The sequence below is a fragment of the Mycobacterium sp. ELW1 genome, from assembly GCF_008329905.1.
Classification (GTDB): domain Bacteria; phylum Actinomycetota; class Actinomycetes; order Mycobacteriales; family Mycobacteriaceae; genus Mycobacterium.
The window spans coordinates 630724-655974 of sequence record NZ_CP032155.1; the positions used below are offsets into that span (position 1 = coordinate 630724).

At 66.8% G+C, this 25251-nt stretch carries 24 protein-coding genes; 18 read left to right on the forward strand and 6 right to left on the reverse strand.

Going from position 1 to position 25251, the window contains the following annotated elements:
* Positions 1 to 77: 77 nt before the first annotated feature.
* Positions 78 to 1115 carry a class II fructose-bisphosphate aldolase gene (gene fbaA / locus D3H54_RS02785; RefSeq protein ID WP_083118008.1) on the forward strand — a complete coding sequence of 346 codons (1038 nt, stop codon included), beginning with the start codon at positions 78 to 80 and terminating at the stop codon, positions 1113 to 1115.
* 86 nt (positions 1116 to 1201) lie between these two features.
* On the opposite strand, the gene D3H54_RS02790 is transcribed toward fbaA, so the two are convergent.
* Positions 1202 to 1933, reverse strand: coding sequence for an Rv0361 family membrane protein (locus D3H54_RS02790; RefSeq protein ID WP_149377762.1), 732 nt, complete (start codon positions 1931 to 1933; stop codon positions 1202 to 1204).
* A 92-nt stretch (positions 1934 to 2025) separates the two neighbouring features.
* Here D3H54_RS02790 and D3H54_RS02795 point away from each other — a divergent pair, with 92 nt between their 5' ends.
* Entirely contained in the window at positions 2026 to 2442 is a 417-nt protein-coding gene (locus D3H54_RS02795) for a DUF3151 domain-containing protein (protein ID WP_149377763.1), read from the forward strand.
* Here D3H54_RS02795 and D3H54_RS02800 read toward each other — a convergent pair.
* Both D3H54_RS02800 and D3H54_RS02805 read right to left on the reverse strand, forming a co-directional pair.
* Positions 2439 to 4211 (reverse strand): FUSC family protein, encoded by a 1773-nt coding sequence (locus D3H54_RS02800; protein ID WP_149377764.1) that lies wholly within the window; start codon positions 4209 to 4211, stop codon positions 2439 to 2441. The genes D3H54_RS02795 and D3H54_RS02800 overlap by 4 nt on opposite strands.
* 5 nt (positions 4212 to 4216) lie before the next feature.
* Entirely contained in the window at positions 4217 to 5113 is an 897-nt protein-coding gene (locus tag D3H54_RS02805; protein ID WP_149377765.1) for a cation diffusion facilitator family transporter, read from the reverse strand.
* A 202-nt stretch (positions 5114 to 5315) separates the two neighbouring features.
* Here D3H54_RS02805 and D3H54_RS32305 point away from each other — a divergent pair, with 202 nt between their 5' ends.
* The 13 genes from D3H54_RS32305 (at position 5316) to D3H54_RS02870 (ending at position 19785) form a co-directional block, all read left to right on the forward strand.
* Entirely contained in the window at positions 5316 to 6296 is a 981-nt protein-coding gene (locus D3H54_RS32305) for a PE-PPE domain-containing protein (protein ID WP_168214757.1), read from the forward strand.
* A gap of 89 nt (positions 6297 to 6385) precedes the next feature.
* Positions 6386 to 8845, forward strand: coding sequence for an Ig-like domain-containing protein (locus tag D3H54_RS02815; RefSeq protein ID WP_149377767.1), 2460 nt, complete (start codon positions 6386 to 6388; stop codon positions 8843 to 8845).
* 110 nt (positions 8846 to 8955) lie between these two features.
* Entirely contained in the window at positions 8956 to 9591 is a 636-nt protein-coding gene (locus tag D3H54_RS02820; protein WP_149377768.1) for a TetR/AcrR family transcriptional regulator, read from the forward strand.
* A 117-nt stretch (positions 9592 to 9708) separates the two neighbouring features.
* Positions 9709 to 10323: a TetR/AcrR family transcriptional regulator gene (locus D3H54_RS02825; RefSeq protein ID WP_149377769.1), complete on the forward strand. Its 615-nt coding sequence runs from the start codon at positions 9709 to 9711 to the stop codon at positions 10321 to 10323.
* Between the two features lie 102 nt (positions 10324 to 10425).
* On the forward strand, positions 10426 to 11616 hold the full coding sequence (locus D3H54_RS02830; RefSeq protein WP_149377770.1) for a lipid-transfer protein: 1191 nt from the start codon (positions 10426 to 10428) through the stop codon (positions 11614 to 11616).
* A gap of 25 nt (positions 11617 to 11641) precedes the next feature.
* Complete coding sequence (locus D3H54_RS02835; RefSeq protein ID WP_149377771.1) at positions 11642 to 12082, forward strand: type II toxin-antitoxin system Rv0910 family toxin; 441 nt, start codon at positions 11642 to 11644, stop codon at positions 12080 to 12082.
* A gap of 1 nt (position 12083) precedes the next feature.
* A complete protein-coding gene (locus D3H54_RS02840) occupies positions 12084 to 12956 on the forward strand; it encodes a MaoC/PaaZ C-terminal domain-containing protein (protein WP_149377772.1) in 873 nt (290 codons plus the stop codon).
* 22 nt (positions 12957 to 12978) lie between these two features.
* Positions 12979 to 13851 (forward strand): SDR family oxidoreductase, encoded by an 873-nt coding sequence (locus D3H54_RS02845; RefSeq protein ID WP_168214758.1) that lies wholly within the window; start codon positions 12979 to 12981, stop codon positions 13849 to 13851.
* Positions 13852 to 13853: 2 nt separating this feature from the next.
* The gene (locus D3H54_RS02850; protein ID WP_149377773.1) at positions 13854 to 15110 is read left to right on the forward strand and encodes an acyl-CoA dehydrogenase family protein; all 1257 of its coding nucleotides are present in this window, start codon (positions 13854 to 13856) and stop codon (positions 15108 to 15110) included.
* On the forward strand, positions 15107 to 15931 hold the full coding sequence (locus D3H54_RS02855; protein ID WP_149377774.1) for an alpha/beta fold hydrolase: 825 nt from the start codon (positions 15107 to 15109) through the stop codon (positions 15929 to 15931). Before D3H54_RS02850 ends, D3H54_RS02855 begins: the two co-directional genes overlap by 4 nt.
* Positions 15932 to 15984: 53 nt before the next feature.
* Positions 15985 to 17535 (forward strand): acyl-CoA synthetase, encoded by a 1551-nt coding sequence (locus tag D3H54_RS02860; protein ID WP_210419705.1) that lies wholly within the window; start codon positions 15985 to 15987, stop codon positions 17533 to 17535.
* A complete protein-coding gene (locus tag D3H54_RS02865) occupies positions 17532 to 18935 on the forward strand; it encodes an aldehyde dehydrogenase family protein (RefSeq protein WP_149377775.1) in 1404 nt (467 codons plus the stop codon). The genes D3H54_RS02860 and D3H54_RS02865 overlap by 4 nt, the downstream gene beginning before the upstream one ends.
* A gap of 16 nt (positions 18936 to 18951) precedes the next feature.
* Complete coding sequence (locus D3H54_RS02870; protein WP_149377776.1) at positions 18952 to 19785, forward strand: SDR family oxidoreductase; 834 nt, start codon at positions 18952 to 18954, stop codon at positions 19783 to 19785.
* A 139-nt stretch (positions 19786 to 19924) separates the two neighbouring features.
* Here the strand turns inward: D3H54_RS02870 and D3H54_RS02875 are convergent, their stop codons facing one another.
* Both D3H54_RS02875 and D3H54_RS02880 read right to left on the reverse strand, forming a co-directional pair.
* Positions 19925 to 20704 carry a site-2 protease family protein gene (locus D3H54_RS02875; protein ID WP_149377777.1) on the reverse strand — a complete coding sequence of 260 codons (780 nt, stop codon included), beginning with the start codon at positions 20702 to 20704 and terminating at the stop codon, positions 19925 to 19927.
* A 38-nt stretch (positions 20705 to 20742) separates the two neighbouring features.
* Complete coding sequence (locus D3H54_RS02880; RefSeq protein WP_149377778.1) at positions 20743 to 21351, reverse strand: peptidase M50; 609 nt, start codon at positions 21349 to 21351, stop codon at positions 20743 to 20745.
* Positions 21352 to 21420: 69 nt separating this feature from the next.
* Between D3H54_RS02880 and D3H54_RS02885 the strand changes: the two genes are divergently transcribed.
* The 3 genes from D3H54_RS02885 to D3H54_RS02895 are packed head-to-tail and all read left to right on the forward strand — an operon-like array spanning position 21421 to position 24074.
* Complete coding sequence (locus D3H54_RS02885; RefSeq protein WP_149377779.1) at positions 21421 to 22716, forward strand: adenylosuccinate synthase; 1296 nt, start codon at positions 21421 to 21423, stop codon at positions 22714 to 22716.
* A complete protein-coding gene (locus D3H54_RS02890; RefSeq protein WP_149377780.1) occupies positions 22713 to 23351 on the forward strand; it encodes a PaaI family thioesterase in 639 nt (212 codons plus the stop codon). Before D3H54_RS02885 ends, D3H54_RS02890 begins: the two co-directional genes overlap by 4 nt.
* An 18-nt stretch (positions 23352 to 23369) precedes the next feature.
* Positions 23370 to 24074, forward strand: a complete 705-nt coding sequence (locus tag D3H54_RS02895) for a hypothetical protein (protein ID WP_286199091.1) — start codon at positions 23370 to 23372, stop codon at positions 24072 to 24074.
* On the opposite strand, the gene D3H54_RS02900 is transcribed toward D3H54_RS02895, so the two are convergent.
* Entirely contained in the window at positions 24041 to 25246 is a 1206-nt protein-coding gene (locus tag D3H54_RS02900; protein ID WP_149377781.1) for a cytochrome P450, read from the reverse strand. The genes D3H54_RS02895 and D3H54_RS02900 overlap by 34 nt on opposite strands.
* Positions 25247 to 25251 lie beyond the last annotated feature (5 nt).

The window sequence follows — 25251 nt, forward strand, 5'->3', positions numbered from 1 at the left end:
GTTGTCAGCGACCTGTGCCAGTCGATCGGCTTCTTGTCATACTGACCTCGTCAGCCGGACAGTCGGAAGGAAGTGCCATGCCCATCGCCACGCCCGAGGTCTATGCGGAGATGCTGGGCCGCGCCAAGGAGCACTCGTTCGCGTTCCCGGCAATCAACTGCGTGGGTTCGGAGAGCATCAACGCGGCCATCAAGGGCTTCGCCGATGCCGGCAGCGACGGCATCATCCAATTCTCCACCGGCGGAGCCGAATTCGGATCTGGACTCGGTGTCAAGGACATGGTCACCGGCGCGGTGGCCCTCGCCGAGTTCGCCCACGTCGTCGCCGCGAAGTACCCGATCACGGTGGCGTTGCACACCGACCACTGCCCCAAGGACAAGCTCGACGGCCTGGTCCGTCCGCTGCTCGCGATCTCCGCGGAACGCGTGAGCAAGGGCCAGAACCCGCTGTTCCAGTCGCACATGTGGGACGGCTCGGCCGTCCCGATCGACGAGAACCTGTCGATCGCCCAGGAGCTGCTCAAGCAGGCGGCCGCCGCCAAGATCATCCTGGAGATCGAGATCGGCGTGGTCGGCGGTGAAGAGGACGGCGTCGAGGCCGAGATCAACGAGAAGCTGTACACGTCGCCGGAGGACTTCGAGAAGACCATCGAGGCGCTCGGTGCCGGTGAGCACGGCAAATACCTGCTGGCCGCGACGTTCGGCAATGTGCACGGTGTCTACAAGCCGGGCAACGTGGTGCTCAAGCCCGAGGTGCTGGCCGAGGGACAGCGGGTGGCGTCGGCCAAGCTCGGTCTGCCCGAGGGGTCCAAGCCGTTCGACTTCGTCTTCCACGGCGGATCGGGCTCGCTGAAGTCCGAGATCGAGGACTCGCTGAAGTACGGCGTGGTCAAGATGAACGTCGACACCGACACCCAGTACGCCTTCACCCGCCCGCTGGCCGCGCACATGTTCACCAACTACGACGGCGTGCTCAAGGTCGACGGCGAGGTGGGCAACAAGAAGGTCTACGACCCGCGCAGCTACCTCAAGAAGGCCGAGGCTTCGATGGCGGAGCGCGTTGTCGAGGCGTGCAACGACCTGCACAGCGCCGGCCGCTCGGTGTCGGCCGGCTAGCCGGCGGACCCGCCCACGAGATCGACGTCAGGGTTGTGGATCAGCCCGATTCGCGACCCTGGTGTCGATCTCGACGGTCGTCGGGCTCAGGACGCCTGGCAGATCTTCCACTGGTTGTCGCGGAACTGCAGGTCGAAACTGCGGGTCGATCGCGTCGACGGGTCGAACGCCATGAACGACGTGACGTTGGCCTCGGCGTGGTCGCCGTTGACGACGATTTCGTCGATGCTGGCCACCACGGGGTACTGCCGGGCAGCGGCCACCCGCGCATGGGTGTCCGACCAGGCCGCGTCGTCGTACTTGACGTAGCTGTCCCTGGTCTGGCCGCAGGTGATGCCGCGCAGGGCGGCCAGGTCGCCGTTCTGCACGGCGGTGTCGAAGTTCTGGATGGTCGTGCGGACCATGTCCTCCTGCGACGCCTTCGCCGAGTCGCGGCGGGTCAGCAGGACGGTCACCAGGATGGCGATCGCGGCCAGCGCCGCGATCACCGCGATCACCGCGAGCACCAGAGCCCAGCTGCGCCTGCGGGTCGCCGCCGGGCGCGGCGGGATGGCCTGCGGCCCGGTCCGAGGCGGCCCCGACGCCGGGAAGACTTCGGTCGGCGTGGAGAAGATCTCGGTTTCCGGATCGGGTTCGCGATGGATGATCTGCGTCGAACCCGCATCGAATCCTGGTGCGGTGAAACGACGTTCGGCCGGTGGCTCGGTGGCCCCGAACACCTCGGTGGCCGGGTCGGTCTCCTGAGGAGCCTGCTCGTCACCGGCGGGCGCGACGGGGCCGGTGACCTCGTCGTGGTCGGGCCCGGATGGGTTCGACATGGGGTGCTGCCGTCCTCCTGAAGTTCTGGTGCTTCTGACCCTAACCGTTGGGTCCGGCCATCGGCGGGCGGTGGCACCGGCACAATAGGGCAATGACATCGTTTGGTGACCTTCTGGGCCCGGAGCCCGTGCTGCTGCCCGGGGATATCGAGGCCGAAGCGGAACTGCTGGCCGGGGAGAACGCGGCCATCGTCGCCGCGGCGCACCCGACCGCGTCGGTTGCGTGGGCGACCCTGGCCGAGGAGGCGCTGGCCGATGACAAGGCGATCACCGCCTACGCCTACGCCCGGACGGGCTACCACCGTGGGCTGGACCAGTTGCGCCGCAACGGCTGGAAGGGTTTCGGTCCCGTTCCCTACCGCCACGAACCCAACCGCGGCTTCCTGCGCTGTGTGGCCGCGCTGGCCCGGGCCGCCGACGCCATCGGAGAGACCGACGAGTTCGCCCGGTGCCTGGACCTGCTCGACGACTGCGATCCGGCGGCGCGCGTCGAACTCGGCCTGGCTTAGCGGTCCTGCGCCAGCGACCGGTGCAGTTCGGTGACCTCGTCGGCCAGTAACGGCAGGGGGTCGCCGCGCTCGGGTGCCGGCGCACCGGTGCGCACCGCGGCCGCGAGCGCCGTGAGCGCCTCGACGTGCGGCTGGGCTGATCGGCCGCCGAACAGCGAGCGGCCGAACTCGACGCCGTCAGCGCGGTGCTCGATGGTCCAGCAGGCCGCGATGGTGCGGTAGGCCAGCTGCTCGGTCGCGGTCACCGCAGGCAACAAGTGCTCGGCGGCTTCTCGCTGCCGTATCGACCCGGCCATCGCGGCCTCGTCGGATTCCATCAGCGCGATCGCGGCGATCTGCAGATCCCGGCGGGCCGCCCGCGCCGCCAGCCCGACCGTGTCACCGGCGGCGACGTAGGGGAGTACCTGTGCGGCCGCGTCCAGGGTGCGCCCGATCGCGTCGGTCAACCGGGTGGACTCCTGCCAGCGGACCGCGACCAGGTAGACGGCCACCCCGATCGCGCAGCCGATCAGCGTGTCGATGCCGCGGGCCAGCAGGAGATGCCCGACGTCGACCGCGTGCGTGCCCGACGAGATGGTCAGAGCTGCGGTGGTGATGAAAACCGTTGCCAGAGCATAGTTTCGGACCACCAGAACCTCGATGACGAAGTTCAGCAGCGCCAGCAGCAGCACCAGCCCCAGGTCATGCGGGTGCAGCGACAGGATCAACCCGGCCAGCCCGATGCCCACCCAGGTGCCCAGCAGCCGCTCGGCGCCGCGGCGCAGCGTGCGGCTGCGGTCGGTGCCTTGATGCAGCACCAGCACCGCGGCCGCCATCGCCCAGTACGCGTGATCGACACCGAGGGCCATCGCCGCCGCACCGGACAGTAGTGCGCCGACCGCGACGCGCTGCATGATGTGGCGGACCGGTGATCCCGGGCTGATCGCGCGGCGCAGCACGGTGAGCACCGGCGGACTGCCCAGCGGTATCCGGCCGGCGTCGCGGGTGGCCACGTCCTCCGGTGGCGACTGCAGCGTGCCGAGCCTGCGGGCCAGCGCGGCGGTCTCGGGAGCCGGTGCGGTGCCCTGCGCAGCGGCGGTGACCGCCGTCGTGAACAACACATGCACCGCGTGGTTGGCGGCGCGCAGCCGGTGCAGGACGCTGCTCGGGCGGGCTTGCAGCGGTTGATAATTCACCAGCACGCTCCACGAGCGGTGCAGCGCGGCGGCCGCGCGGTGGCGGGCGGCGCGTTCCTGCGGCGAGTTCGCGGCCTCGATGTAGCCGGCGACCGCCTCGGCGGCGGCCGCCACCGCGGCGCGCTCGGGCTTGCGAAAGTGGAACAGCGCCCCGGCCATCTGAACCAGCCAGGCCACCGCGCCCCCGGCGAGCACCAGCAGCCCCAGGGTCCAGGGCGCCAAATGGGCGGCGGAGGCGCCGATCCCGGCGGCGCAGGCGACGACGAAGATGTACGCGCCGGGCGGTCCGACGGCCAATGCGTTGCACAGCCACACCGCCGCAACGGCGACCAGCGACACCATCAGCACCCCGAGCCACGGCACCTGCGCCGACCACCCGCCCAGGGCAACGGCCGCGGCCAGCGACACCGCCACTGTCGCCAGCTCGATACCGCGGTTGGCGTAGGGCCGGTCGCCGCCGAATCGGGACGTGAACGCACCGAGGGTGGCGATCAGGCCGGAGCCCATGGCCCCCGCGGCCCAGCCCGCGGTGACGGGAATGGCGGTGCTGATCGCCGCGCGCAGGCCGATGGGCCAGCGCGGCGGGGCGTTCAACTAGGTCACCAGTCGGTCTGGCCGGGGCAGTCGTCGGCGCATCCGGGTGGCTCCACCTGCACCGTCGCGTGCTCTAGCCCGCGGGCGGACAGCACGGCCCTGGCGTCGTCGAGCACCCGGTCGGAGTCCCCGGTGCTGGTCAGGTGCGCGGTCACCATGTCCTTGCCGGGCACCAGGGTCCACACGTGCAGATCGTGCACCTCGGTGACGCCGTCGACGGCGGCGAGCGCCGCGCGCAACTCGTCGACGTCGATGTGGGCGGGCGACGATTCGGACAGGATGCGCAGCGCGGCCCGGGCCAACCCGATCGCCCTGGGCAGCACCCAGATCGCGACGAACACCGCAACCACCACGTCGGCGTACGGCCAGTGTGTCGTCACGTTCACGATGCCGGCGATCAGCACACCGACGCTGCCGACGGTGTCGGCCACCACCTCCATGTAGGCGCCCTTGACGGCCAGGCTCTCCTGGGATTGGGAGCGCAGCAGCAGGACCACGGCCAGGTTGGCGACCAGGCCGGCGATGGCCACCACGATCATCGGGACGCCGGGGATCTCCGGCGCGTTGCCCAGCCGGTCGATCGCCTCGTAGAGGATGAACGTCGCGACACCGAGTAGCAGCACGGCGTTGGCCACGGCGGTGAACACCTCGGCCCGGTGCCAGCCGTAGGTGCGGGCTGCCGAGGCCGGTCCGTGGCGGGCCAGCAGTACGGCGGTCAACCCCATGAACATGGCGACCAGGTCGGTCAGCATGTGTCCGGCGTCGGCCAGCAGCGCGATCGAATTGATCATCAACGCGGTGGTCAGCTCGATGATGAAGAACACGGTCAGGATGCCCGCGGCGATCAGCATCCGGCTCACCCGCGTGTCACTGCCGTGGCTGTGGTCGTGTCCGGCTCCCATGCCAGGAATATATGCGCAGAGACGCATATGTCGCAACCATCATCGACTCACGTGGGTCAAGTGTTCACGGTGCTATGGTTCGTATCACATACGTGCGTGAATGTTTGTAAGGTCACTCGGCTCGGTCGCGGCGTCAGGGGGTCCGATGAAGGGGTGTCGTGCAGGGGACGCGCGCAGCGCGGTGTGCGGTGTTCTCGCCGGGGTGACGGTGGCTGCGTGCGCCATGACGCCCGGGCCCGCGCTTGCTGATCCGTCGACTGCTTTCACGGCCGGCGAGGTGCTGGTCGTCGGCGGCACCGGCAAGAGCGTGCCGTCCGAGTCGATGATGCACGCTTTGTACGAGCAGGGCATCGTCAGCGATCCGGATCCGATGGGCGTGCAGTACCCGGCGCAGTTGTGGCCGATTCGAGGGAAGCTGACGCTCGATGAGTCGGTCGCGGTCGGGGTCGCGAATCTCGACAGCGCACTGGTCGACGTGGACGGACCGGTCACCGTCGTGGGACTGAGCCAGGGGGCGGTGGTGGTCAACTATGAGAAACGCGCTCTGATGGCTCAATCCGACCCGCCGGCGGACATCTCGTTCGTCACGATCGGGGACCCCACCAACAGCGACGGGGGGCTGCTGGCGAAGCTGCCACACGTGCACATTCCGGTACTGGACGCCACCATTCCCCGGGCTCCAGTCGAAACACCCTACGACACAACAGAAATCGTGCATGAGTACGACGGCTACGCGGATTTCCCGGATAACCCGCTCAATCTGTTGGCGGACCTGAACGCGCTTGCCGGGGTGATCTATCTGCACCCCAACAAGGGGGGCGTGGATCTGAACGATCCACGCAATGTGGTCACCTCGAGCACGAATTCTCTGGGGGGGTACGACCACCCACATCCTGGTACCTACCGACGAGCTTCCCCTGACGAGGCCGCTGCGAGCCCTCGGCGTGCCCGACGCGGCCGTGGATGCGTTGGACAAGCCGTTGCGAAAGATCATCAACACCGCCTATGCCGGCGAACGACCGGGGCGGAAAGCGCCGAGATCCGGTCTCGGGTCGTCCCCGGGGCATCGCTCTTCTGTGCCGGCTCGCTCTCCGGCGAGTGCAACGGCGCACTCGAAGCCTCGCGTCTTGTCGTAAAGGGGGCGTCACGGCGGCCCGGTCGCCCCCGTTGTCAGTGGCTCTGACCTGGTGGCGCCTTGACCCATTTTCGTGATCTACGTTACAGTCAAAACAAACATGCAGGACGGTTTGTAAATAGGTGTTCGGAGGAACCATGGGTAGGTCAGTGGCCGGCAACCAGCGCGCTAATCGGGGCGGCCGATTGGAACCGTACGGCTGGCTGGGGCTGAGCGCGATCACGCTGGGCATGGGTGCCGCGCTGGCCTACGGGGGTGGCGTTGCCCACGCGGACACGACGGGTTCCGCTGCACCAGCCGGAGCATCGGCAGCTGACCACGGGCCTGGGCACGCCACCGCTGCGGGCAAGCGCACGTCGTCCGCCGCACCGGCTGGCGCGAAGGATCCGACGACGCGGTCGGGTGTTGTCGCGCCCAAATCCGTCGGCGCACCTGCGATCCTGCGACGAGCGTCGGCGGCACTCGATCGACGGGCAACAGCTTCTCGCGCCGCCCTCTCGACGGTTCCGACCGTGCCCTCGCCGGCGGGATCCCCGGCGGGTTTGGCCGACATGTTGGCCTATGCCGCTCGTGACGTCGAGAGCATCGCGCTGCCGCCGCGACAGCCCGCACCGGGGCACCCCGGTTCGATGAATCTGGCTGCCTCGGCGCCGGTGCCCGGAACGGCCTTCGACGCGGTGGTCGCCGGCCCGATCCAGCAGGCCATGCACTCACTCGTCAGGCACATCGAGGCCGCGGTGGCAACGACTGTGCGCTTCGTCAGCAGCGTGGTGCGGGCGACGGTGCAGGCCACCGTTGTGGCGGTGCGGACGATGACGACCGCAATCACCAATGTCGTCGAGATCGCCCGCCATCCCGCGCCGTACGCGGATGGTCCGACCGTCGGCATGCCCGACGCTCCCACCGGTGCGGTCACCGGCGATCTCGGTTTTCGGGCGCCGGGCGACCTGCCACTGTCCTACACCGTCACCACGGCGCCGACGCGCGGGACGGTGACCGTGAGCAACTCCGGGGAGTACACATACACCCCAACGCAAGAGGCGCGGCTGGCCGCCGACGGCGCTACGCCGCTGACCGATACGTTCGTGGTGACCGCAACCGACCGGTTCGGGTCCACCTCTCAGACGGTCACTGTTCCGGTCGCGCCGGCCCGCTACGTCGTTTCACTGCCCAGCGATCTGCAGACGCCGCGCATGCCCGACTTCACTCCTGACGGAAAGTCGTTGGTGTTCAGCGCAACTCCGCAAGGCGGCACCCGCTCGGAGATCTACCGGGTGAATGTCGACGGTTCCGGTCTGCAATGCCTTACCTGCGGCCTCTCGCCGGAGGTGACCGGCAACCTGTCCAAACCGTTCGCGATGGAGAACGGAACGGACTACCTGCTCAGCGGAGGTACGCAGTCGTCGACCGGAGGTTCGTCGGCCGATCACTTCGTCCTCCATTGCGCCGGTGCCGAGTGTGGTGCCGGATCGACCTTGTCACTGATCAACGTCCCGACGCAGTACGCCGCCGGGGTGAGCGTCGTGCAGACACGGGAGATGCGGATCTCTCCGGACAACACCCACATCGCGTACACGCAGCTTTTGGCTTCCGGCACCCAGACGGTCCTGGTGACGATGGTCGGCACCTTGCAGGAAGGCCCGAACGGCTACGACATCGTCGACTCCCGGGTCGTCTACGACGGCGGGGAGATCAAGAGTTTCACGCCCGACGGTAAGGGCGTCATCGTCACTGACTTCTACGGCCGCTACAACCAGGGCAATGCCGACAATGTTGTCGTCGATCTCACCGATGGGTCGGTCAGTCGATTGACCGCCAACCCGGACTATGACGAGAGCGCCAACCTCTCGCCGAACGGACAATGGCTGGTTGTCGGGAGTGCACGCACGCTGAACTTGTTGACGCCGATGACTCAGATCGTGCGGCCGACGTTCATCCCGGCATACGTGATATTTCCGACCTTCCTGGCGAATCAGGGCACGACGAATCAGGCCTGGGTGGTCTCTCCGACAGATGAGCTGGCCGGACTGAACGGGGTGTTCCTGGGCGATCCGACGGGCGGTTACGTGTCCCGCCCGGTCGCGAGCTGGAGTCCTGATGGCGACGCGGTCACCTTCTGGGAGGCGTCCACTACTGATCCGACGCAGAGTCGTCTAGTGGTCACCTATCTGAACGACTACGGCGGCGGCACGACGCCCGTCGACACCTCGACGCCCGACCTCTCGAGCTGGGCCGCTCCGCTGTCGTCCTATGTACCGAAGCTGCCGCCACTGGAGCCGGGCCGCGCGGGAGTCGTCGGCGGTGATGCGCAGGTCTCGACAGTCAAGAGCGGAAAGCTGACAACGACAACGGTCACCTACACCAACTTCGAGGACAGCTCTGGATACATTCTCAACGGGACCGAATCGACCGTTGCCAACGCCACGCTCACGTCGATCACCTACAACGCCGACATCACGGTGACCGACGCGGACGGTAACGAGATCGGGTGGCTGCGGGCAGACGGCGTGGTGATCACCAACCAGCAGACGATTCAGGGCTCCATCGAGTCGTCGATGAACGGCAACCATCTGGTGATGGGGACACCGGTCGTCTGACGATGCCGAACGACCGTTACGGCACGGCGTGAGCACCAACACGCGACTCGATCGCTACGATGTCCGACAAACGACGATTCTCATGAGGATCGGGATGTCGTAAGGCGGCAATGGTTGTGGTGAGCGTGGGTGAGCGCCGGACTCAAGCTGAGCGCACCGCAGCAATGCGGACTCGGCTGCTCGACGCGACGATCGAGTGTCTGGTGACCTACGGATATTCCGGCACGACCACGCCGCGAATCGCCGAGATCGCCGGTGTGACCCGCGGAGCGCAGGTGCACCATTTCCGCTCGAAAGAGGATCTTGTCGTCGCCGCTGTCGAGTACCTTGCGCAGCAGCGGATTCAGAAGGCCATGCGCCAGGACGCCGGCATCTGGAAGGGGCCCGACCCGGTTGTCGGGGTTCTGGAGTTCCTCTGGAATTCGCATCAGGGTGACATGTTTGTCGCCACCATCGAGCTATGGGTGGCCGCCAGGACCGACGACGTCTTGGCGAAGGAGGTGGCACGTGTCGAGCCGATGGTCAACAGCACCCTCATCACGGCCATCGCTCAACTGTTGCCCGATCATGCGGCACGCAAGCATGTCCGGAACGTGTTGTACACCGCGATGGATGCGCTGCGGGGAATTCTGGTCGTCGGTTTCGTGGATCGAGACCAGACCCAAGCCCGTCGGCGGTGGGACCGCGCATGCGTGTATCTGGCCGCCATGCTCTCAGAGGCGTTGGCCGCCAAAGACTCTGATTAGCCCAGTCTCGGTGAGCCCACCGCTGCCACGTTAATCCTGGCACTTACATACACTCCGGTACGCATGTAGTATCCCTGCGCACAGCAGCGATCGGAGGACGTGGTGGCCGGAGCCGGCATGCCTGACGCGCCCAGGACGCAGTTGGAGCGAACCGCGGCAATGCGATCGCGTCTTCTCGCGGCGACCGTGGAATGTCTTGTGGCATATGGCTATGCCGGCACAACCACACACCGGATCGCGGCCATCGCCGGTGTTACGCGCGGCGCCCAAGGACATCATTTCAAATCAAAAGAGCAGCTCGTGGTGACGGCAGTCGAGCATCTCGCCGAACAGCGGATCCAGGCAGTCGTCCGTGAACACGGCCGTCTGCGCGACAGCCCCGACATGGCCGGCAGCGTGTTGGAGCTGCTGTGGGAAACCCATCAGGGTGCGGTATTTGTTGCGACGATGGAACTTTGGGCTGCATCTTGGACCGACGACGTCTTGGCCGCGCATATCGCGCGGGTCGAGCCGCGCGTCAATGGCACCATCGTCGACGCGATCGCCCAGTTCCTGCCGGGCCGGGTGCCGAAGAAGGACCTGCGCAACGCAATCTTCACCGCCATGGACGCTCTGCGCGGAATTCTGGTCGCCAGCCTGGCTGACCGCAATCAGCTTCGCGCACGCCATCGTTGGGAGCGGGCCGCCCTGTACCTGCGGCCCGAGCTCTCGCGTGCGCTGCTCGGGGATTGAGCTCGACGCGCGTCGAAACCGACCCTTGCAAAGATACGTTCCGGTCGGTATGTTTCTGGAATCGCGTCGCACCGATGCCAGCGATGCCGGAGAGGAGAAGTTATGGCGAACAGAGTGTTCGTGATCGGCGTGGGGATGACGAAGTTCGAGAAGCCTGGCCGGCGGGAGGGATGGGACTACCCCGAAATGGCCCAGGAAGCCGGCAGTAAGGCGATCGGGGACGCCGGAATCGATTACGACGAGATCGATCAGGCTTTTGTCGGCTACGTCTACGGGGAATCGACGTCCGGACAGCGCGCACTCTACGAGCTGGGTATGACCGGTATTCCGGTGGTCAACGTCAACAACAACTGCTCGACCGGATCGACGGCGCTTTACCTCGCCGCGCAATCCATTCGGGGTGGGCTGGCCGAGTGCGCGCTGGCCCTGGGCTTCGAGAAGATGCAACCGGGCTCGTTGGGTTCGACGTTCAACGACCGGGCACAGCCGATGGAGAACCATTTTCTGGCGCTGGCTGAGATCTCTGAGGTCCTCTTTCCGCCCGCGCCGTGGATGTTTGGGGCTGCCGGCCGGGAACACATGAAGGAATACGGTTCCACCGCAGAGCATTTCGCCAAGATCGGCTACAAGAATCATCGGCATTCGGTCAACAACCCGTACGCGCAGTTCCAAGAGGAGTACAGCCTCGAGGACATCCTCGCGGCACCGATGATCTACGACCCGCTGACCAAGCTGCAGTGCTCTCCGACCTCGGACGGGTCAGGTGCGGCGATCTTGGCCTCGGAGGCGTTCGTCGACCGGCACGGCCTGGCCGGGCAGGCCGTAGAGATCGTCGGCCAGGCAATGACCACCGATTTCACCAACACGTTTGACGGAACCTGCAAGGCGCTGATCGGCCATCACATGAATGTCGAAGCAGCGCGGCGGGTTTACGAGCAAGCGGGTCTGGGCCCCGATGACTTCCAGGTCATCGAACTGCACGACTGTTTCAGCGCCAACGAGCTGCTGCTCTACGAAGCCCTCGGCCTGTGTGGTGAAGGTGAAGCCCACAAGCTCGTCGACTCCGGTGACACCACCTATGGCGGCCGGTGGGTGGTCAACCCGTCTGGTGGCCTGATCTCCAAAGGCCACCCCCTGGGAGCCACCGGATTGGCGCAATGCGCGGAGCTGACCTGGCAGCTGCGCGGCACCGCGGACAAACGGCAGGTGTCGGATGTGACTGCCGCCCTGCAACACAACATCGGCCTTGGCGGCGCGGCTGTCGTGACCGCCTACCAGCGCGCTGAGCGCTGACCCTCAGACGAAAGGAAACATCTTCATGGGACACATCGAAGCGACACGTGAGCTGGCTGCCAGCCCGGAAGCGCTGTGGGACATCATCTCCGACCCGAACACGTGGGGTCAGTGGTTCACCGTTCACGACAAGTGGCTCGACGAGCCGCCGGCCACCCTGACCGCGGGAGCCCGGCTCACCGCCAAGATCGTCATGCTCAACATGGCCAACAAGATCGAATGGGCGGTGAAGTCTGTCGACGCACCCACTAGCCTTGCGCTCGGTGGCACCGGAATGGCAGGCGTGAAGGCTGATTTCACGTTCACCATCGAACCGGTAGGAACCGGATCGCGCTTCACCGTTGCCGGTGACTTCGAAGGTGCACTCGTCAAGGGTGCGCTGGCCAAGGCCGTCGAGAAGGACGGTGCCAAGCAACTGGACAAGACACTGGCCAAGCTCGACGAGTTGGCCTCGGCAGCCGTCTGACATGACCGACACGCTGCAATTCGACGACTCGGGCCTGGACACTTGGACCGAGGACGACCACTTCGACGTGACTCGGGAACGCATCGCGGAATATGCTTCGGCCACCAACGATCCGATCACCGCACATCGGGTCGGTGATATCGCACCGCCGGTCTTCGCCATCGTCCCGGTCTTCGAGGCCATGATGATGCCGACAGTGGACGTGCTGCCGGTCGAACTGGTGCCGCGAGTGGTGCATGGCGAGCAGGACTTCTTCTTCCATCGGCCGATCCGGCCGGGCGACAAGCTCGTCTCACGGGGCAAGATGATCGGGTACGAGGGCCTCGACAACGGCACCCGCGCAGCCATCCTCGTCGAATGCCGCACCGAGGACGGTGAGCTCGTCAACGAGCAGTACGTCACCTGCTTCGTGCGAGGGTTCAACGCAGGCAAGAAGATCGGCATTCTGACCCCGTCACACAAGTTCGACGAAGGGTTACGGGCGAACGCACCGATCGCGAAGGTGAACCAGCACGTCGACCTCGACCAGACGTTCCGGTACTCGCCCGCCTCCGGTGACCCGATGCCGATCCATCTCGACGAGGAAGTGGCCCGCGATGCGGGCCTGCCGGGCATCATCGCGCACGGCCTGTGCACCATGGCCTTCACCTCGTGGGCCGTCCTGACCGAGGTGGCCGATTCGGACGTCACCCGCCTCAAGAGGCTGGCGGTGCGATTCTCCAAGATGGTTCTCCCCGGTGACGATTTGGAGACCCAGATCTGGAAGCAGTCCAGCGGCGACGGTGTGACGACATACGCCTTCGAGACCAGCCGGGCCGCTGCCGGCGAGATGGCGATCACCGACGGTCTCGCCGTCATCGCCGACAAGAACTGAAACAACACACAGGAGTAGACAGATGGGAATTCTGGACGGGCGGGTTGCCGTCATCACCGGCGCCGGCCGCGGGATAGGCCGCGAGCATGCGCTGCTGTTCGCCCGCGAGGGCGCCCTCGTGGTGGTCAACGACCTCGGTGGGTCGAACACCGGTGAGGGTTCCGATTCCGGGCCGGCGCACGAGGTGGTCGCGGAGATCACCGCCGCGGGTGGCCGCGCGGTCGCCAACGGCGACAACATCTCCAGCTGGGCGGGCGCCAAGAGCCTCGTGCAGCAGGCGATCGACGAGTTCGGCCGCCTCGACGTGCTGGTGAACAACGCCGGCATTCTGCGCGACGCCTTCATTGCGGGGATGGATGAGTCGCAGTGGGACGCCGTGGTCACCGTGCACCTCAAGGGCCACTTCGCGATGCTGCATCACGCGTCGGAATACTGGAAGGCTCAGTCGAAGTCCGGTGAGCAGCCGATGGCTGCGGTGATCAACACGGCATCGGGCTCCGGGCTCACCATCCCGAACGCGGGCCAGGCGAACTATGGTGCGGCCAAGGCGGGCATCGCCGCGCTGACCTTGATCGCGGCCGAGGAGCTGGAGCGCTACGGCGTGCGGGTGAATGCGATTGCTCCCATCGCCCGGACCCGGTTGACGCTGGCGACGCCCGGCATGGGGGCGTTGATGGCGGAACCGGAAGACGGTGGGCTCGATCTGTTTTCGCCGGCCAACATCTCGCCGTTGGTGGCGTACCTCGCGAGCGAGAAATGCTCGGCCACCGGCCAGGTGTACGCCGTACAAGGCGGTGCCATCTCACAGTTGCGCGGCTGGCACGACGAAGAGACCATCGAGACCGACAAGGTCTGGGAGATCGACGATATCGCCGCACGTCTGCCGGGAGCCTGATCATGATCGAATGGTCGGACACCGACATCATCATGCGCGACACCGTGCGGGAGTTCATCGCCAAGGAGATCCGGCCGCATATCGAGGAGCTCGAGGACGGAAGCCGGTCGCCGTATCCGATCGCGCGAAAGCTGTTCAGCGAGTTCGGCCTTGATGTGATGGCCGCCGAAGCGGTGAAGACGATGCTGGATCGGGAACGGGCGAAGGCGGAGTCCCGGGACACCGCCCCGTCCACCTCCAAGGGGGGAGGTTTGGGTGATCTGGGCGCGCAAGCGTCGATGGCCGCTGTCCTGGTGACCGAACTCGCCGCGGTGAGCATCGGTCTGCTGTCCACCATTGGGGTCAGCCTCGGCCTCGGCGCCTCTACGATCATGTCGCGCGGGACGCTCGCGCAGAAGGAACGTTGGCTCCCCGAACTGATGACGCTCGAGAAGATCGCAGCGTGGGCGATCACCGAACCAGATGCCGGCTCCGATGCGTTCGGGGGAATGAAAACCTATGTGCGGCGCGACGGTTCCGATTACATCCTGAACGGCCAGAAGACGTTCATCACCAACGGCCCAGACGCCGACGTCATCGTGGTATACGCGAAGCTCGATGAGGGCACGGACTCCCGCATCGACAAGCGAGACCGGCCGGTGCTCACGTTCGTGCTCGACGCCGGCATGCCGGGCCTGACCCAGGGCAGGCCGTTCAAGAAGATGGGCATGATGTCCTCGCCCACCGGGGAGCTGTTCTTCGACAACGTTCGCCTCGGCCGAGACCGGCTGCTCGGGGAGACCGAGCAGCACGGCGCGGGTGATGGACGCGACAGCGCCAGAGCGAATTTCGCCGGCGAACGGATAGGAATCGCGTTGATGTCGTTGGGCATCATCAACGAGTGCCACCGACTGTGCGTCGACTATGCGAAGACCCGCACCCTGTGGGGTAAGAACATCGGTCAGTTCCAGCTGATCCAGCTGAAGCTGGCGCAGATGGAGGTCGCCCGAATCAACGTGCAGAACATGGTGTTCCAGACGCTGGAGGCGATCGGTCACGGGCGGTTGCCATCGCTGGCCGAAGCCTCGGCGATCAAGCTGTACTCGTCGCAGGCCGCCACCGATGTGGCGATGGAGGCTGTCCAGCTCTTCGGCGGTAACGGATACATGGCTGAGTACGGCGTGGAACGACTCGCCCGGGACGCGAAGTCGCTGATGATCTACGCGGGCAGCAACGAGGTCCAGGTCACCCACATTGCCAAGGGACTGCTTTCGCCATGATCATCACCGGCACGGGTTGCTACGACGGCGTGCGTACCCGGGTCCTATCGGTGGACGGCGACGGACCGCCTGTGGTGTTGCTTCATGGTTACGCGGACTCCGCGGACACCTGGCGGGCCGTGCTCGATCAGCTCGAAGCCGTTGGCCGGCGTGCGGCGGCGGTTGACCTGCCAGGATTCGGCTGGGCCGACCGCCGTCGACCCGGTGCGCTGCTGCCCCAGTTCGACGCCTTCGTCGACGAGCTGCTGAACGAGCGCGGGCCGGTCGTGCTCGTCGGAAACTCCCTGGGCGCGGCGACCGCCGTGCGCGCGGCGGCGCGCAATCCCGATGCGGTACAGGCGGTCTTGGCGCTCAACGACCCACTCAACGCCCGGCACCTCCCCGCCCGGCTGGCTCGCAGCAAGCAACTGCCGCCGCAGGTATGGCGCACCGCGGCGAGGCTGCCGATCCCGGCGGGCGTGCTGCGATGGGCCACCGGGACGGCGGTCCGACACATGCTCTACGGCCCTGGCGTCCTCGCCGACCCGGCGGTCGTCGCCCGGTGGCGGCGCACAGTCGGGGGACCTGCCGCGCTGGCGGCACTGGGCCGCTACGCATTGCAGTACGCCTACGAGACGGCCGGGGGACATCGCGATCTGCACATCGCGTGCCCGGCAGTCGTCGCCCACGGCGCCAGAGACCGCATCATTCCCGTCCATGCCAGCCGTGCGCTGCACCAGCAGATCGCAGGCAGTGCCCTCGTCGTGCTGCCGCGTTCTGGGCACTGTCCGCAGCTCGACGACCCCCACGAGGTTGTCCGACTGATCCTGGGGCTGCTGTGAGTGTGCAGTTGGCCAACGTGCTGCGTGCCGTCGCGGTGCTGCAACGCCGGGGCATGATCAATCTCACCAACCCCGTCGAAATACTCACTGCAGCAAAGGCATTGCGTCACTACGGCTCTTTCGGGGGGCTCGTCAGCTACACCGCCGCACGCTACGCCGACTCGCCGGCGTTGACCGACGATCAGGGAACGCTGACGTTTCGCCAACTCGACCGGATGTCCAATGCGGTGGCGCGGGTCTTTCTCGACGACCATCTGGGTGCCGGCTCGACTGTCGGATTGCTCAACCGCAGCCATCGCGGTGTGTTGATCGGCCTGGCCGGCGCCGGCAAGGCCGGGGTGCGAACGGTATTGCTGAACACCGGGTTCGCTGGTCCCCAGCTCCGCGACGTGTGCGTACGGGAGGGTGTCGGCCTTGTGCTCGCCGACCAGGAATTCGCGGAGTTGTGCACCGCGCTCCCGGAAGACGTGCACGTCACGCTGAACTGGGTCGAGGACGCGCACACTCAGCCGACGCTCGACGAAAGGGCGTCAAGCCAATCCGTCGATCGGATGCCCTATCCGCCCCGACCCGGTGGACTGGTGTTGCTGACCAGTGGGACCACCGGCACCCCCAAGGGCGCCCCGCGTGACCGGATCAGCCCGTTGCAGTCCGCCCAGCTGCTCGACCGCATTCCCTGGCCTGCGAACGGGAGCTACGTCGTGGCGGCACCACTTTTCCATGCCACCGGATTGGCCACGGCATCAGTGGGTTTGGCTCTGGGAAACCGGATCGTACTGGCCAGGCGATTTGATCCGTTGGCCGTCCTCACCGCGATCGAGCGGCACCGAGCCGGTGCGGTGATCCTGGTTCCGACCATGCTCAGCAGGATCCTCGACCTCGGGCCCGACGTCGTCGGTCGATACGACACCTCGTCGTTGCGAGTGATATTCGCTGCCGGGTCCGCACTTTCCCCGCAGGTATGCCGTCGCACATTGCAGACGTTCGGCGACGTGCTGTACAACCTCTACGGCTCCACCGAGGTCGCCACCGCGGCGGTCGCGACGCCCCAAGAGCTCCGTATCGCGCCAGGTACGGTCGGCCGCCCCCCGGTCGGGTGCCGTATCGCAGCCTACGATTCCCGCGACCGTCTGATCACTCAGCCGGGGCAGAGCGGGACGCTGTACGTGTCGAGCGGCCTGAGCTTTTCGGGATACACCGACGGCGGCGGCAAGCGGGTCCTCGACGGGTTGATGTCGTCGGGGGATACCGGACACTTCGACGACCGCGGGCTGTGGTATGTCGACGGGCGGGATGACGACATGATCGTTTCCGGCGGAGAGAACGTTTATCCGGTCGAGGTGGAGAATCTGCTCGTCGAGCATCCGGCGATCATCGAGGCCGCGGTGGTGGGTGTACCGGATCAGGACTTCGGCCAACGGTTGCGTGCCTTCGTCGTCGTCAGGGTCGGTGCCGCTCTGGACGCCGACGGGGTGCGGATGTACGTGCGCAGTCGGTTGGCCCGTCACAAAGTACCGCGAGACGTCGTGTTCCTCGATGCGCTGCCCCGCAACGAAACAGGCAAGGTTCTGAAGCGAAACCTGTTGGCCGGAGTCGCCGAATGACGGAAGCGGCTGAATCGGTGGGCGTGGTCACCGCGCAGCTGCGCGCGAGTCAGCCGGATTGGGCGATGCTCCCCGTCTGCGAGCGGGTGCGATGGTTGTCGAGGTACCGGGATTGGCTGTGGGACAACCAGGCCCGGCTGGAACGCCTGCTGATGCAGGAGACCGGCAAGCCCGCCACCGAGGCCGGGATGGAGATCCCGTATGTTGTCGAGGCGATCAACTACCACAGCAGGCGGGCACGCCGACTGCTTGTCGACCATCGTCCGCGGCCCCATGGATTGCTGGCAATCACGAAGCGGCAGTTGCTTGTTCAACGGCCCTATCCGTTGGTCGGTGTGATCACGCCCTGGAACTTCCCGCTTGGTCTGTCTCTGCTGGACGCGGCGCCGGCGCTGCTGGCCGGGTGCGCGGTCGTGGTCAAGCCCTCGGAGTTGACTCCATCGGCGGTGTCGGCCGCGATAGCAGGCTGGGTGGAAATCGGTGCGCCACCTGTTCTTCAGGTGGTGCTCGGCGGCGGCGAGCACGGTGCCGCCGTGGCTGACACCGTCGATTTCGTCCAGTTCACCGGTTCCGTACGCACAGGACGGGCCATCGCCAGGGCGGCCGCGGAGCGCTTGGTTCCGTGCTCCCTGGAACTGGGCGGCAAGGACGCCATGATCGTGCTCGACGACGCCGACATCACGCGAGCCGCCAATGCCGCGGTGTGGGGTGCGATGGCCAACCGCGGCCAGATGTGTGTCTCGGTGGAACGGGTCTACGTCGAGTCGGCGATCTACGACGAGTTCGTGTCTCGGGTCGCAGCCGGCGTCGCCGGGCTGCGCAGCGGACTGGACATCGGCCGGTTCACCAGCCCGGGACAGGCCACGGTAGTTCGCAGGCATCTCGCTGATGCGCTCGCCCGCGGCGCGACCGCGCTGGTGGACGGCGGTGACAGCGCAGGGCCGACGGTGCTCACCGACGTCGACCACGACATGCTGTGCATGACCGAGGAGACCTTCGGGCCGATCCTGCCCATGGTGCGCGTCGGTGACGAGGACGAGGCCGTGCGACTGGCCAACGATTCCTGCTACGGCCTGTCTGCGGTGGTGTTCAGCGCTGACCCGCGTCGTGCCGAACGCATCGCACGGCGCCTCGACGCGGGATCGGTGAGCATCAACGACGTGTTCGCCAATCTGTTCACCCTCGCACTGCCACAAGGCGGTTGGAAGGAGTCCGGTCTGGGCGTCCGTGGAGGCAGCGACGCAGTGCTGAAATTCTGCCGGCCGCAGGCGATTGCGGCCGCGCGGGTGAGCTTCCCTCGCGAGCTCACCTGGTACCCGTACACCCCGGTGCGCCGAACGATCCTGCGCCGCGTTTCGCGGTTGATCGGTGCGCGCGGGGTGCGGCGCCGGTTCGGATAGAGAAAAGGAACGCCAGATGGCAACAATCAACCTGAGGGATCGCGTGGTGGTGGTGACCGGCGGTGCCCGGGGCATCGGGGCGGCGACAGCCGCAGCTTTCGTCCGGGCGGGGGCCAAGGTGGCCATCGGCGACGTTGACATCCAGCAGTCGGAGCGGACGGCGGCCGCGATCGGATGCTGGTGGGGCGAGGTCGACGTCACCGACCGGGCCAGCTTCGCGGGATTCCTGGATTCCCTGACCGGTGCTCTGGGCCCACTCGACGTGGTGGTCAACAACGCTGGGATCATGCCGGTGACCCCGCTGCTCGACGAGACGCCGGAGTCGATCCAGCGGCAGCTGGGCATCAATGTCGCCGGGGTCATCTACGGGACGCAGCTCGCCATGGAGCGGATGGCCCCGCGGCGCTCCGGTCACGTCGTCAACGTCGCGTCCGCCGCGGGTCGGCTGGGTTTCGGGGGCGTGTCGACCTACACCGCGACCAAGTTCGCGGTGAGCGGCTTCACCGAAGCGGTAGCGCTCGAAGCTGCCGCGACCGGCATCAGGTTCACCACGGTGTACCCCGGCATGGTCAGGACCGAGCTGTCCGCCGGGCTGCCCGACCACTGGCTGATGCGGACGTGCGCGCCCGAGGTCGTCGCGGCCGGGATCGTGGACGCGGTGCACCGTGGCCGGCGGTCGGTATACGTCCCGCGCAGGCTCGGCCCGCTGATTGCGGTCTACGGCCTCCTGCCGGCCCGCGCACGTGCTGCGGCGATGGGCTTACTCGGTGCCGACCACCGGATGCTCGACGGAGACGGCGACATCCGTCGGAATTATGATTCGCGGATCGGTCAGAGATCACCCAATTGACGCGTAAGAAATTTTTCTTCCCAAGTCCCTGCCGCGACGGCTACCCCTGGATAAATTGGCCATTGCCAACCCGGGGGATGAGCCGAGACGGGGGCAACGACGGAGGGGATCGCTGCCCCACGTCTTGGTTTTTTGGCTATCAGATCCAGGCAGACCAGAACCGGGTCAGCTGAGACCCGATAGCTGCGAGGCCGCCGGGCACTCCGGAGAGGTCGAAGAACCAGAACACCACCGAGAAGAACCACTGGTTCATGGCCGGGGCCAGCAGCAGAACCAGCAGGAACAAGAACCCGAACTGCTTGGCCGGGGCCACCGCGCGTTGCGTTTCGGGGCTCAGGTGCGGCTCGAGCGCGCCGTAGCCGTCCAGTCCCGGAATCGGCAGCAGATTCAGCAGCAAGGCGGTGATCTGCAGGAAGCCCAGGAACGCCACCGCTGACCAGAACACGCCGTGGGCCGGGTCGTAGAACATTCGGGTGGCCACCAGCAGCACGACGGCCAGCAGCAGATTGGCGGCCGGACCGGCCAGGCTGACCAGGGTGCGCTGCCGCGGCGTCATGAAGAACGTGCGGACGTAGACCGCGCCGCCCGGCAGCCCGATGCCGCCGAGGGCGATGAACAGCAGCGGAAGAGCCAGTGATAGCAGCGGGCTGGTGTACTTCAGCGGGTTGAGCGTGAGGTAGCCGCGAATCGCGACGTCGTGGTCGCCGAAGCGCCAGGCCGTGTACGCGTGGCCGAACTCGTGCAGGCACAGTGACACCACCCAGCCGGCGATGACGAAGATGAACACCCCGACGTAGGCCAGCGGCCGCACGGTTTCGGCAGCCAGCCAGGCCAGCACCCCGCCGGCAACCGTTATCGCGACGATCACCAGGAAGACGGGGCTGGGCCGCACCGACTGGCGCAGCGGTCGAACGCTCACCTCACGAAACTACCGGAGACACCGCCGCGACCTGGTCCTCACGAGACCCGCAGCCACCCCGTGGTGTGGCGGTAGAAGGCCGAGCGTTTCACCTCTCGTGGCATCAGGGACCCGTCGCGAACCACCCGGGCGCCGGTGGTGCCGAGCTGGACGGCGCGTCCGGTCAGCCAGCGCCGCGGACGCATCCGGCCGGTCAGCACCGCCGCTCGCAGGCCGGGCATCACGGCCATCGGCTCGACCCGGACCGCGGTCACCTCGCCGTCGAAGAGCACCTGGTCGTCGACGACGGCTTCGCCCCGGATCACCCGCCCGTCGCCGGGGGGTAGCCAGAACGCGGCGTCCACCAACGCTGTTCCGGTTTCATCGCGGATCAGCGGAATGCGTTGTGCCACACCGGTCAACGCGCGCCGGGCGCCGCGCCACCGCGTCACCGCGGCGACCTCCACGTCGAGGCGTTCGAGGCGCATCAGCCGGGTCAGGACCGCCGCCAGGTCGGTCGTCGAGCCCACCACGATGACCCGCGAGGCCGCGGCGACGGCGGCGTCGATTCCGGCCGGATCGTCGCCGTCATGGTGCTCGAGGGACGCCAGCGCGCGGGGCAGCCGGCGGCCCCCGAAACGCAACACGGTGATCGTGGTGTTGGTCAACGACACTCCTCGTGCTGCGCTCCGATAGGGTAGGTCACCGGCTGCACCACAATAAGCAGGAGAAATACCATGCCGGCAATCGTCCTCATCGGCGCCCAGTGGGGTGACGAGGGCAAAGGAAAAGCCACCGATCTCCTCGGTGGACGCGTGCAGTGGGTGGTGCGCTACCAAGGCGGTAACAACGCCGGCCACACCGTCGTACTGCCGACAGGCGAAAACTTCGCCTTGCACCTCATCCCCTCGGGCATCCTCACCCCCGGCGTGACCAACGTCATCGGCAACGGTGTCGTCGTCGACCCGGGAGTGCTGCTGGGCGAGCTCGCCGGGCTCGAGGATCGTGGGGTCGACACCTCCGGCCTGCTGATCTCGGCGGATGCGCATCTGCTGATGCCGTATCACGTGGCGATCGACAAGGTCACCGAGCGCTACATGGGCAGCAAGAAGATCGGCACCACCGGCCGTGGCATCGGGCCCTGCTACCAGGACAAGATCGCCCGGATGGGCATCCGAGTCGCCGACGTCCTGGACCGCGACCTGCTGGCCGCGAAGATCGAGGCCTCCCTCGAGCTCAAGAACCAGGTGCTGGTCAAGATCTACAACCGCAAGGCGCTCGACGCCGACGAGGTGCTCGAGACGCTGCTGGCCCAGGCCGACGGCTTCAGGCACCGGATCGCCGACACCCGCCTGCAGCTCAACACCGCCCTGGAGTCCGGCGAGACGGTGCTGCTGGAGGGCTCTCAGGGCACGCTGCTCGACGTCGACCACGGCACGTACCCGTACGTCACGTCGTCGAACCCCACCGCGGGCGGTGCCGCGGTCGGCTCCGGCATCGGCCCCACCCGGATCACCACCGTGCTCGGGATCCTGAAGGCGTACACCACTCGGGTCGGATCGGGGCCGTTCCCCACCGAGCTGTTCGACGAGAACGGCGCGTATCTGTCCAAGACCGGCGGCGAGGTCGGCGTCACCACGGGCCGGGCGCGTCGCTGCGGGTGGTTCGATGCGGTGATCGCCCGCTACGCCACCCGGGTCAACGGCATCACCGACTACTTCCTGACCAAGCTCGACGTGCTGTCCAGCCTGGAGACGGTGCCGATCTGCGTGGGCTACACGGTGGACGGCAAGCGCACGGACGAGATGCCGATGACCCAGAGCGACATCGCCCGCGCCGAACCGGTCTACGAAGAACTGCCCGGCTGGTGGGAGGACATCTCCGGCGCCCGCGAATTCGACGACCTGCCTGCCAAGGCGCGGGACTACGTGCTGCGCTTGGAAGAGCTTGCCGGAGCCTATGTTTCGTGCATCGGGGTCGGGCCGGGACGGGACCAGACGATCGTGCGCCGCGACGTGCTGGCCCCCCGATGACCGATCGTGACGACTACGAACTCGACCCCGACTACTACAAGCACGGCGGCTTCCCCAAATTCGAAGTCGCCCGGCCCGGTGAAGGTTTCGGCCGGTTCTTGACCGCAATGCGACGCGCGCAGGACCTGGCGGTCTCGGCCGACCCGGATCCGGACACCTGGACCGCTGCCGCCGACCTCGCCGAGCAGCTGGTCGCGCTACTCGGACCGTTCGAAGCGGCCGAAGGCGTCGGACCGGCCAATCGGGTGCCCAGCCTGCCCGGTGCGGGCAGCCTGCTGATGCCGCCGTATCGGGTCACCCAATTCGATTCTGAGGCAGTCGAATTGACTGTTCGGTTCAGCCGATTTCACGTCGGCGGGAACTACGCCGTGCACGGCGGCGTGCTGCCGTTGACGTTCGACTCGGTGTTCGGGATGGTCATTCATGCCACCGGCCGCCCGATCAGCCGAACTGCGTTCCTGCATGTCGACTACCGCAGCGTCACCCCGATCGACACCGAGCTCACGGTGCGTGGCTGGCTTCGGGAAGCCGAGGGTCGCAAGGCCTTCGTCAACGCCGAGATGAGAGATCCCGACGGCACGCTCTGCGCCGAAGCCCACGGTTTGATGGTGCGTTTACTGCCTGGACAGCCCTGAGTCTGTCACCATGGCCGTGTGGCCGGCTCCGACAGTGACACCAAGCGCTCGTCAACCCTGAAAAGCCTGACCACGCCGCGGGCCGCCGCGGCGGCCGGGGTCGCGTTCGCGTTGTTGTTCGGCGCCAACCTGATTCTGATCCGCTCGTCGCTGCCCGAGGGGGCCCAGCCCGGCTCGCAGTGGCTGGACGCCGCCGGCGGCAAGATGAAGATCGCGGCGGTGTTGATGCCGTTCGCGGGGATCAGCTTCCTGTGGTTCATCGGCGTCGTGCGCGACGGGCTCGGCAGGCTCGAGGACCGGTTCTTCGCCACCGTGTTCCTCGGCAGCGGCCTGCTGTTCCTGGCCATGATGTTCGTGACGAGCGCGATCGGAGCGGGTCTGGCCGCAGCCAACAATGCGCTGGGCCACGAACTGCTCGGCCACAGCGAGGTGGCGCTGTTCGGGCAGATGGTGGTGCTGACCCTGTCGAAGACCTATGCGCTGCGGATGGCGGCGGTGTTCATGATCTCGCTGGCCACGATCTGGCTGCGCACCCACCTGATGCCGCGCTGGCTGGTGTATGTCAGCTATCTGCTCGCGGTCGCACTGTTGATCGCCAGTGACGTCAGCATGTGGCTCACGCTGAGCTTCCCGATCTGGGTACTGGTGGTCAGCGTGCTGCTACTCGCCCGCGCGGGTGTGTTCGAGGATCACCAGGCGACCGCCAGGGACCGCAATCCGTAGATGAAGTGAAACGGCCTGAACTCGATGCCGTCGAACGGCTCGGCGCAGGTCAGCGCCGGGAAGCGGCGCAGTAGTGCCGGGAATGCGATGCGCATCTCCATCCGAGCCAGCGGAGCGCCGAGGCAGTGATGCACCCCGTGACCGAATGCCAAGTGGCTCACGATGTCTCGTCTGATGTCCAGTACGTCGGGATCATCGACGAACGACGCGTCCCGGTTGCCGGACGCCAATGACGCCAGCACCAGGCTTCCGGCCGGGATGGCAACACCGGCAACCTCGGTGTCGGCGGTGGTCAGCCGGGGGATGCTGCTGTGCACGATCGACAGCCAGCGCAGTAGCTCCTCGACGGCCGGGGCGACCGCGTCGGGGTCGTCACGGACCGCGGCCAGCTGATCGGGATGGCGCAACAACGCCAGGGTGCCCAATCCCAGCATGTTCGACGTGGTCTCGTGGCCGGCGAGCAGCAGTAGACCGGCGATCCCGATCAACTCGTTGTCGCTGAGCTCGGTGCCGTGGTCGCGTACCAGCATGCCGAGCATGTCGTCACCGGGTGTGCGCCGGGCCGCGGCCACCAGTGTGCCCATGTACTCGCGGCCCTGGCGCACCAACTCCAGACGCTCGGGAATCGGAATGGACAAATCGAGCTGACGGGCGCTGCGCCGCTGGAAATCGTCGCGGTCGGCATACGGCACGCCGAGCAGCTCGCAGATGACCAGCGACGGGATCGGCAGCGCGAACTCGGCGACCAGATCGGCTGGTGCACCGGCAGTCTCGAGTGCATCCAGCCGCGATTCGACGATCTCGACGATGCGCGGCTCGAGTGCCTTCATCCGGCGCACGGTGAACTCGCCGGTCAGCATCCGCCGCAGCCGGGTGTGCTGGGGTGGATCGAGGGCGAGCAGGTTGCCTGCGCGGGCGTTGGCCTGCTCCTCCTCGGGCAGTTGCGGTGCGCCGGGCAACACGAAGCCCGGCGGCCGTCCGTTGGCGAAGTGCTCGTGATCGGACAGCACCGCCCGGACGTCGTCGTAACGCGTGATCAGGTACACCTGCATGCCGAATGCGTTGACGGCGGTGACCACTCCGCTGCCGTCACGGATGTCGCGCAGTTCCGGTGTGGGATCGAACCCGTTGCGCCGCATGTGCAGTGGTGGCAGTGCGGCGGCAGATGTCATCCCAC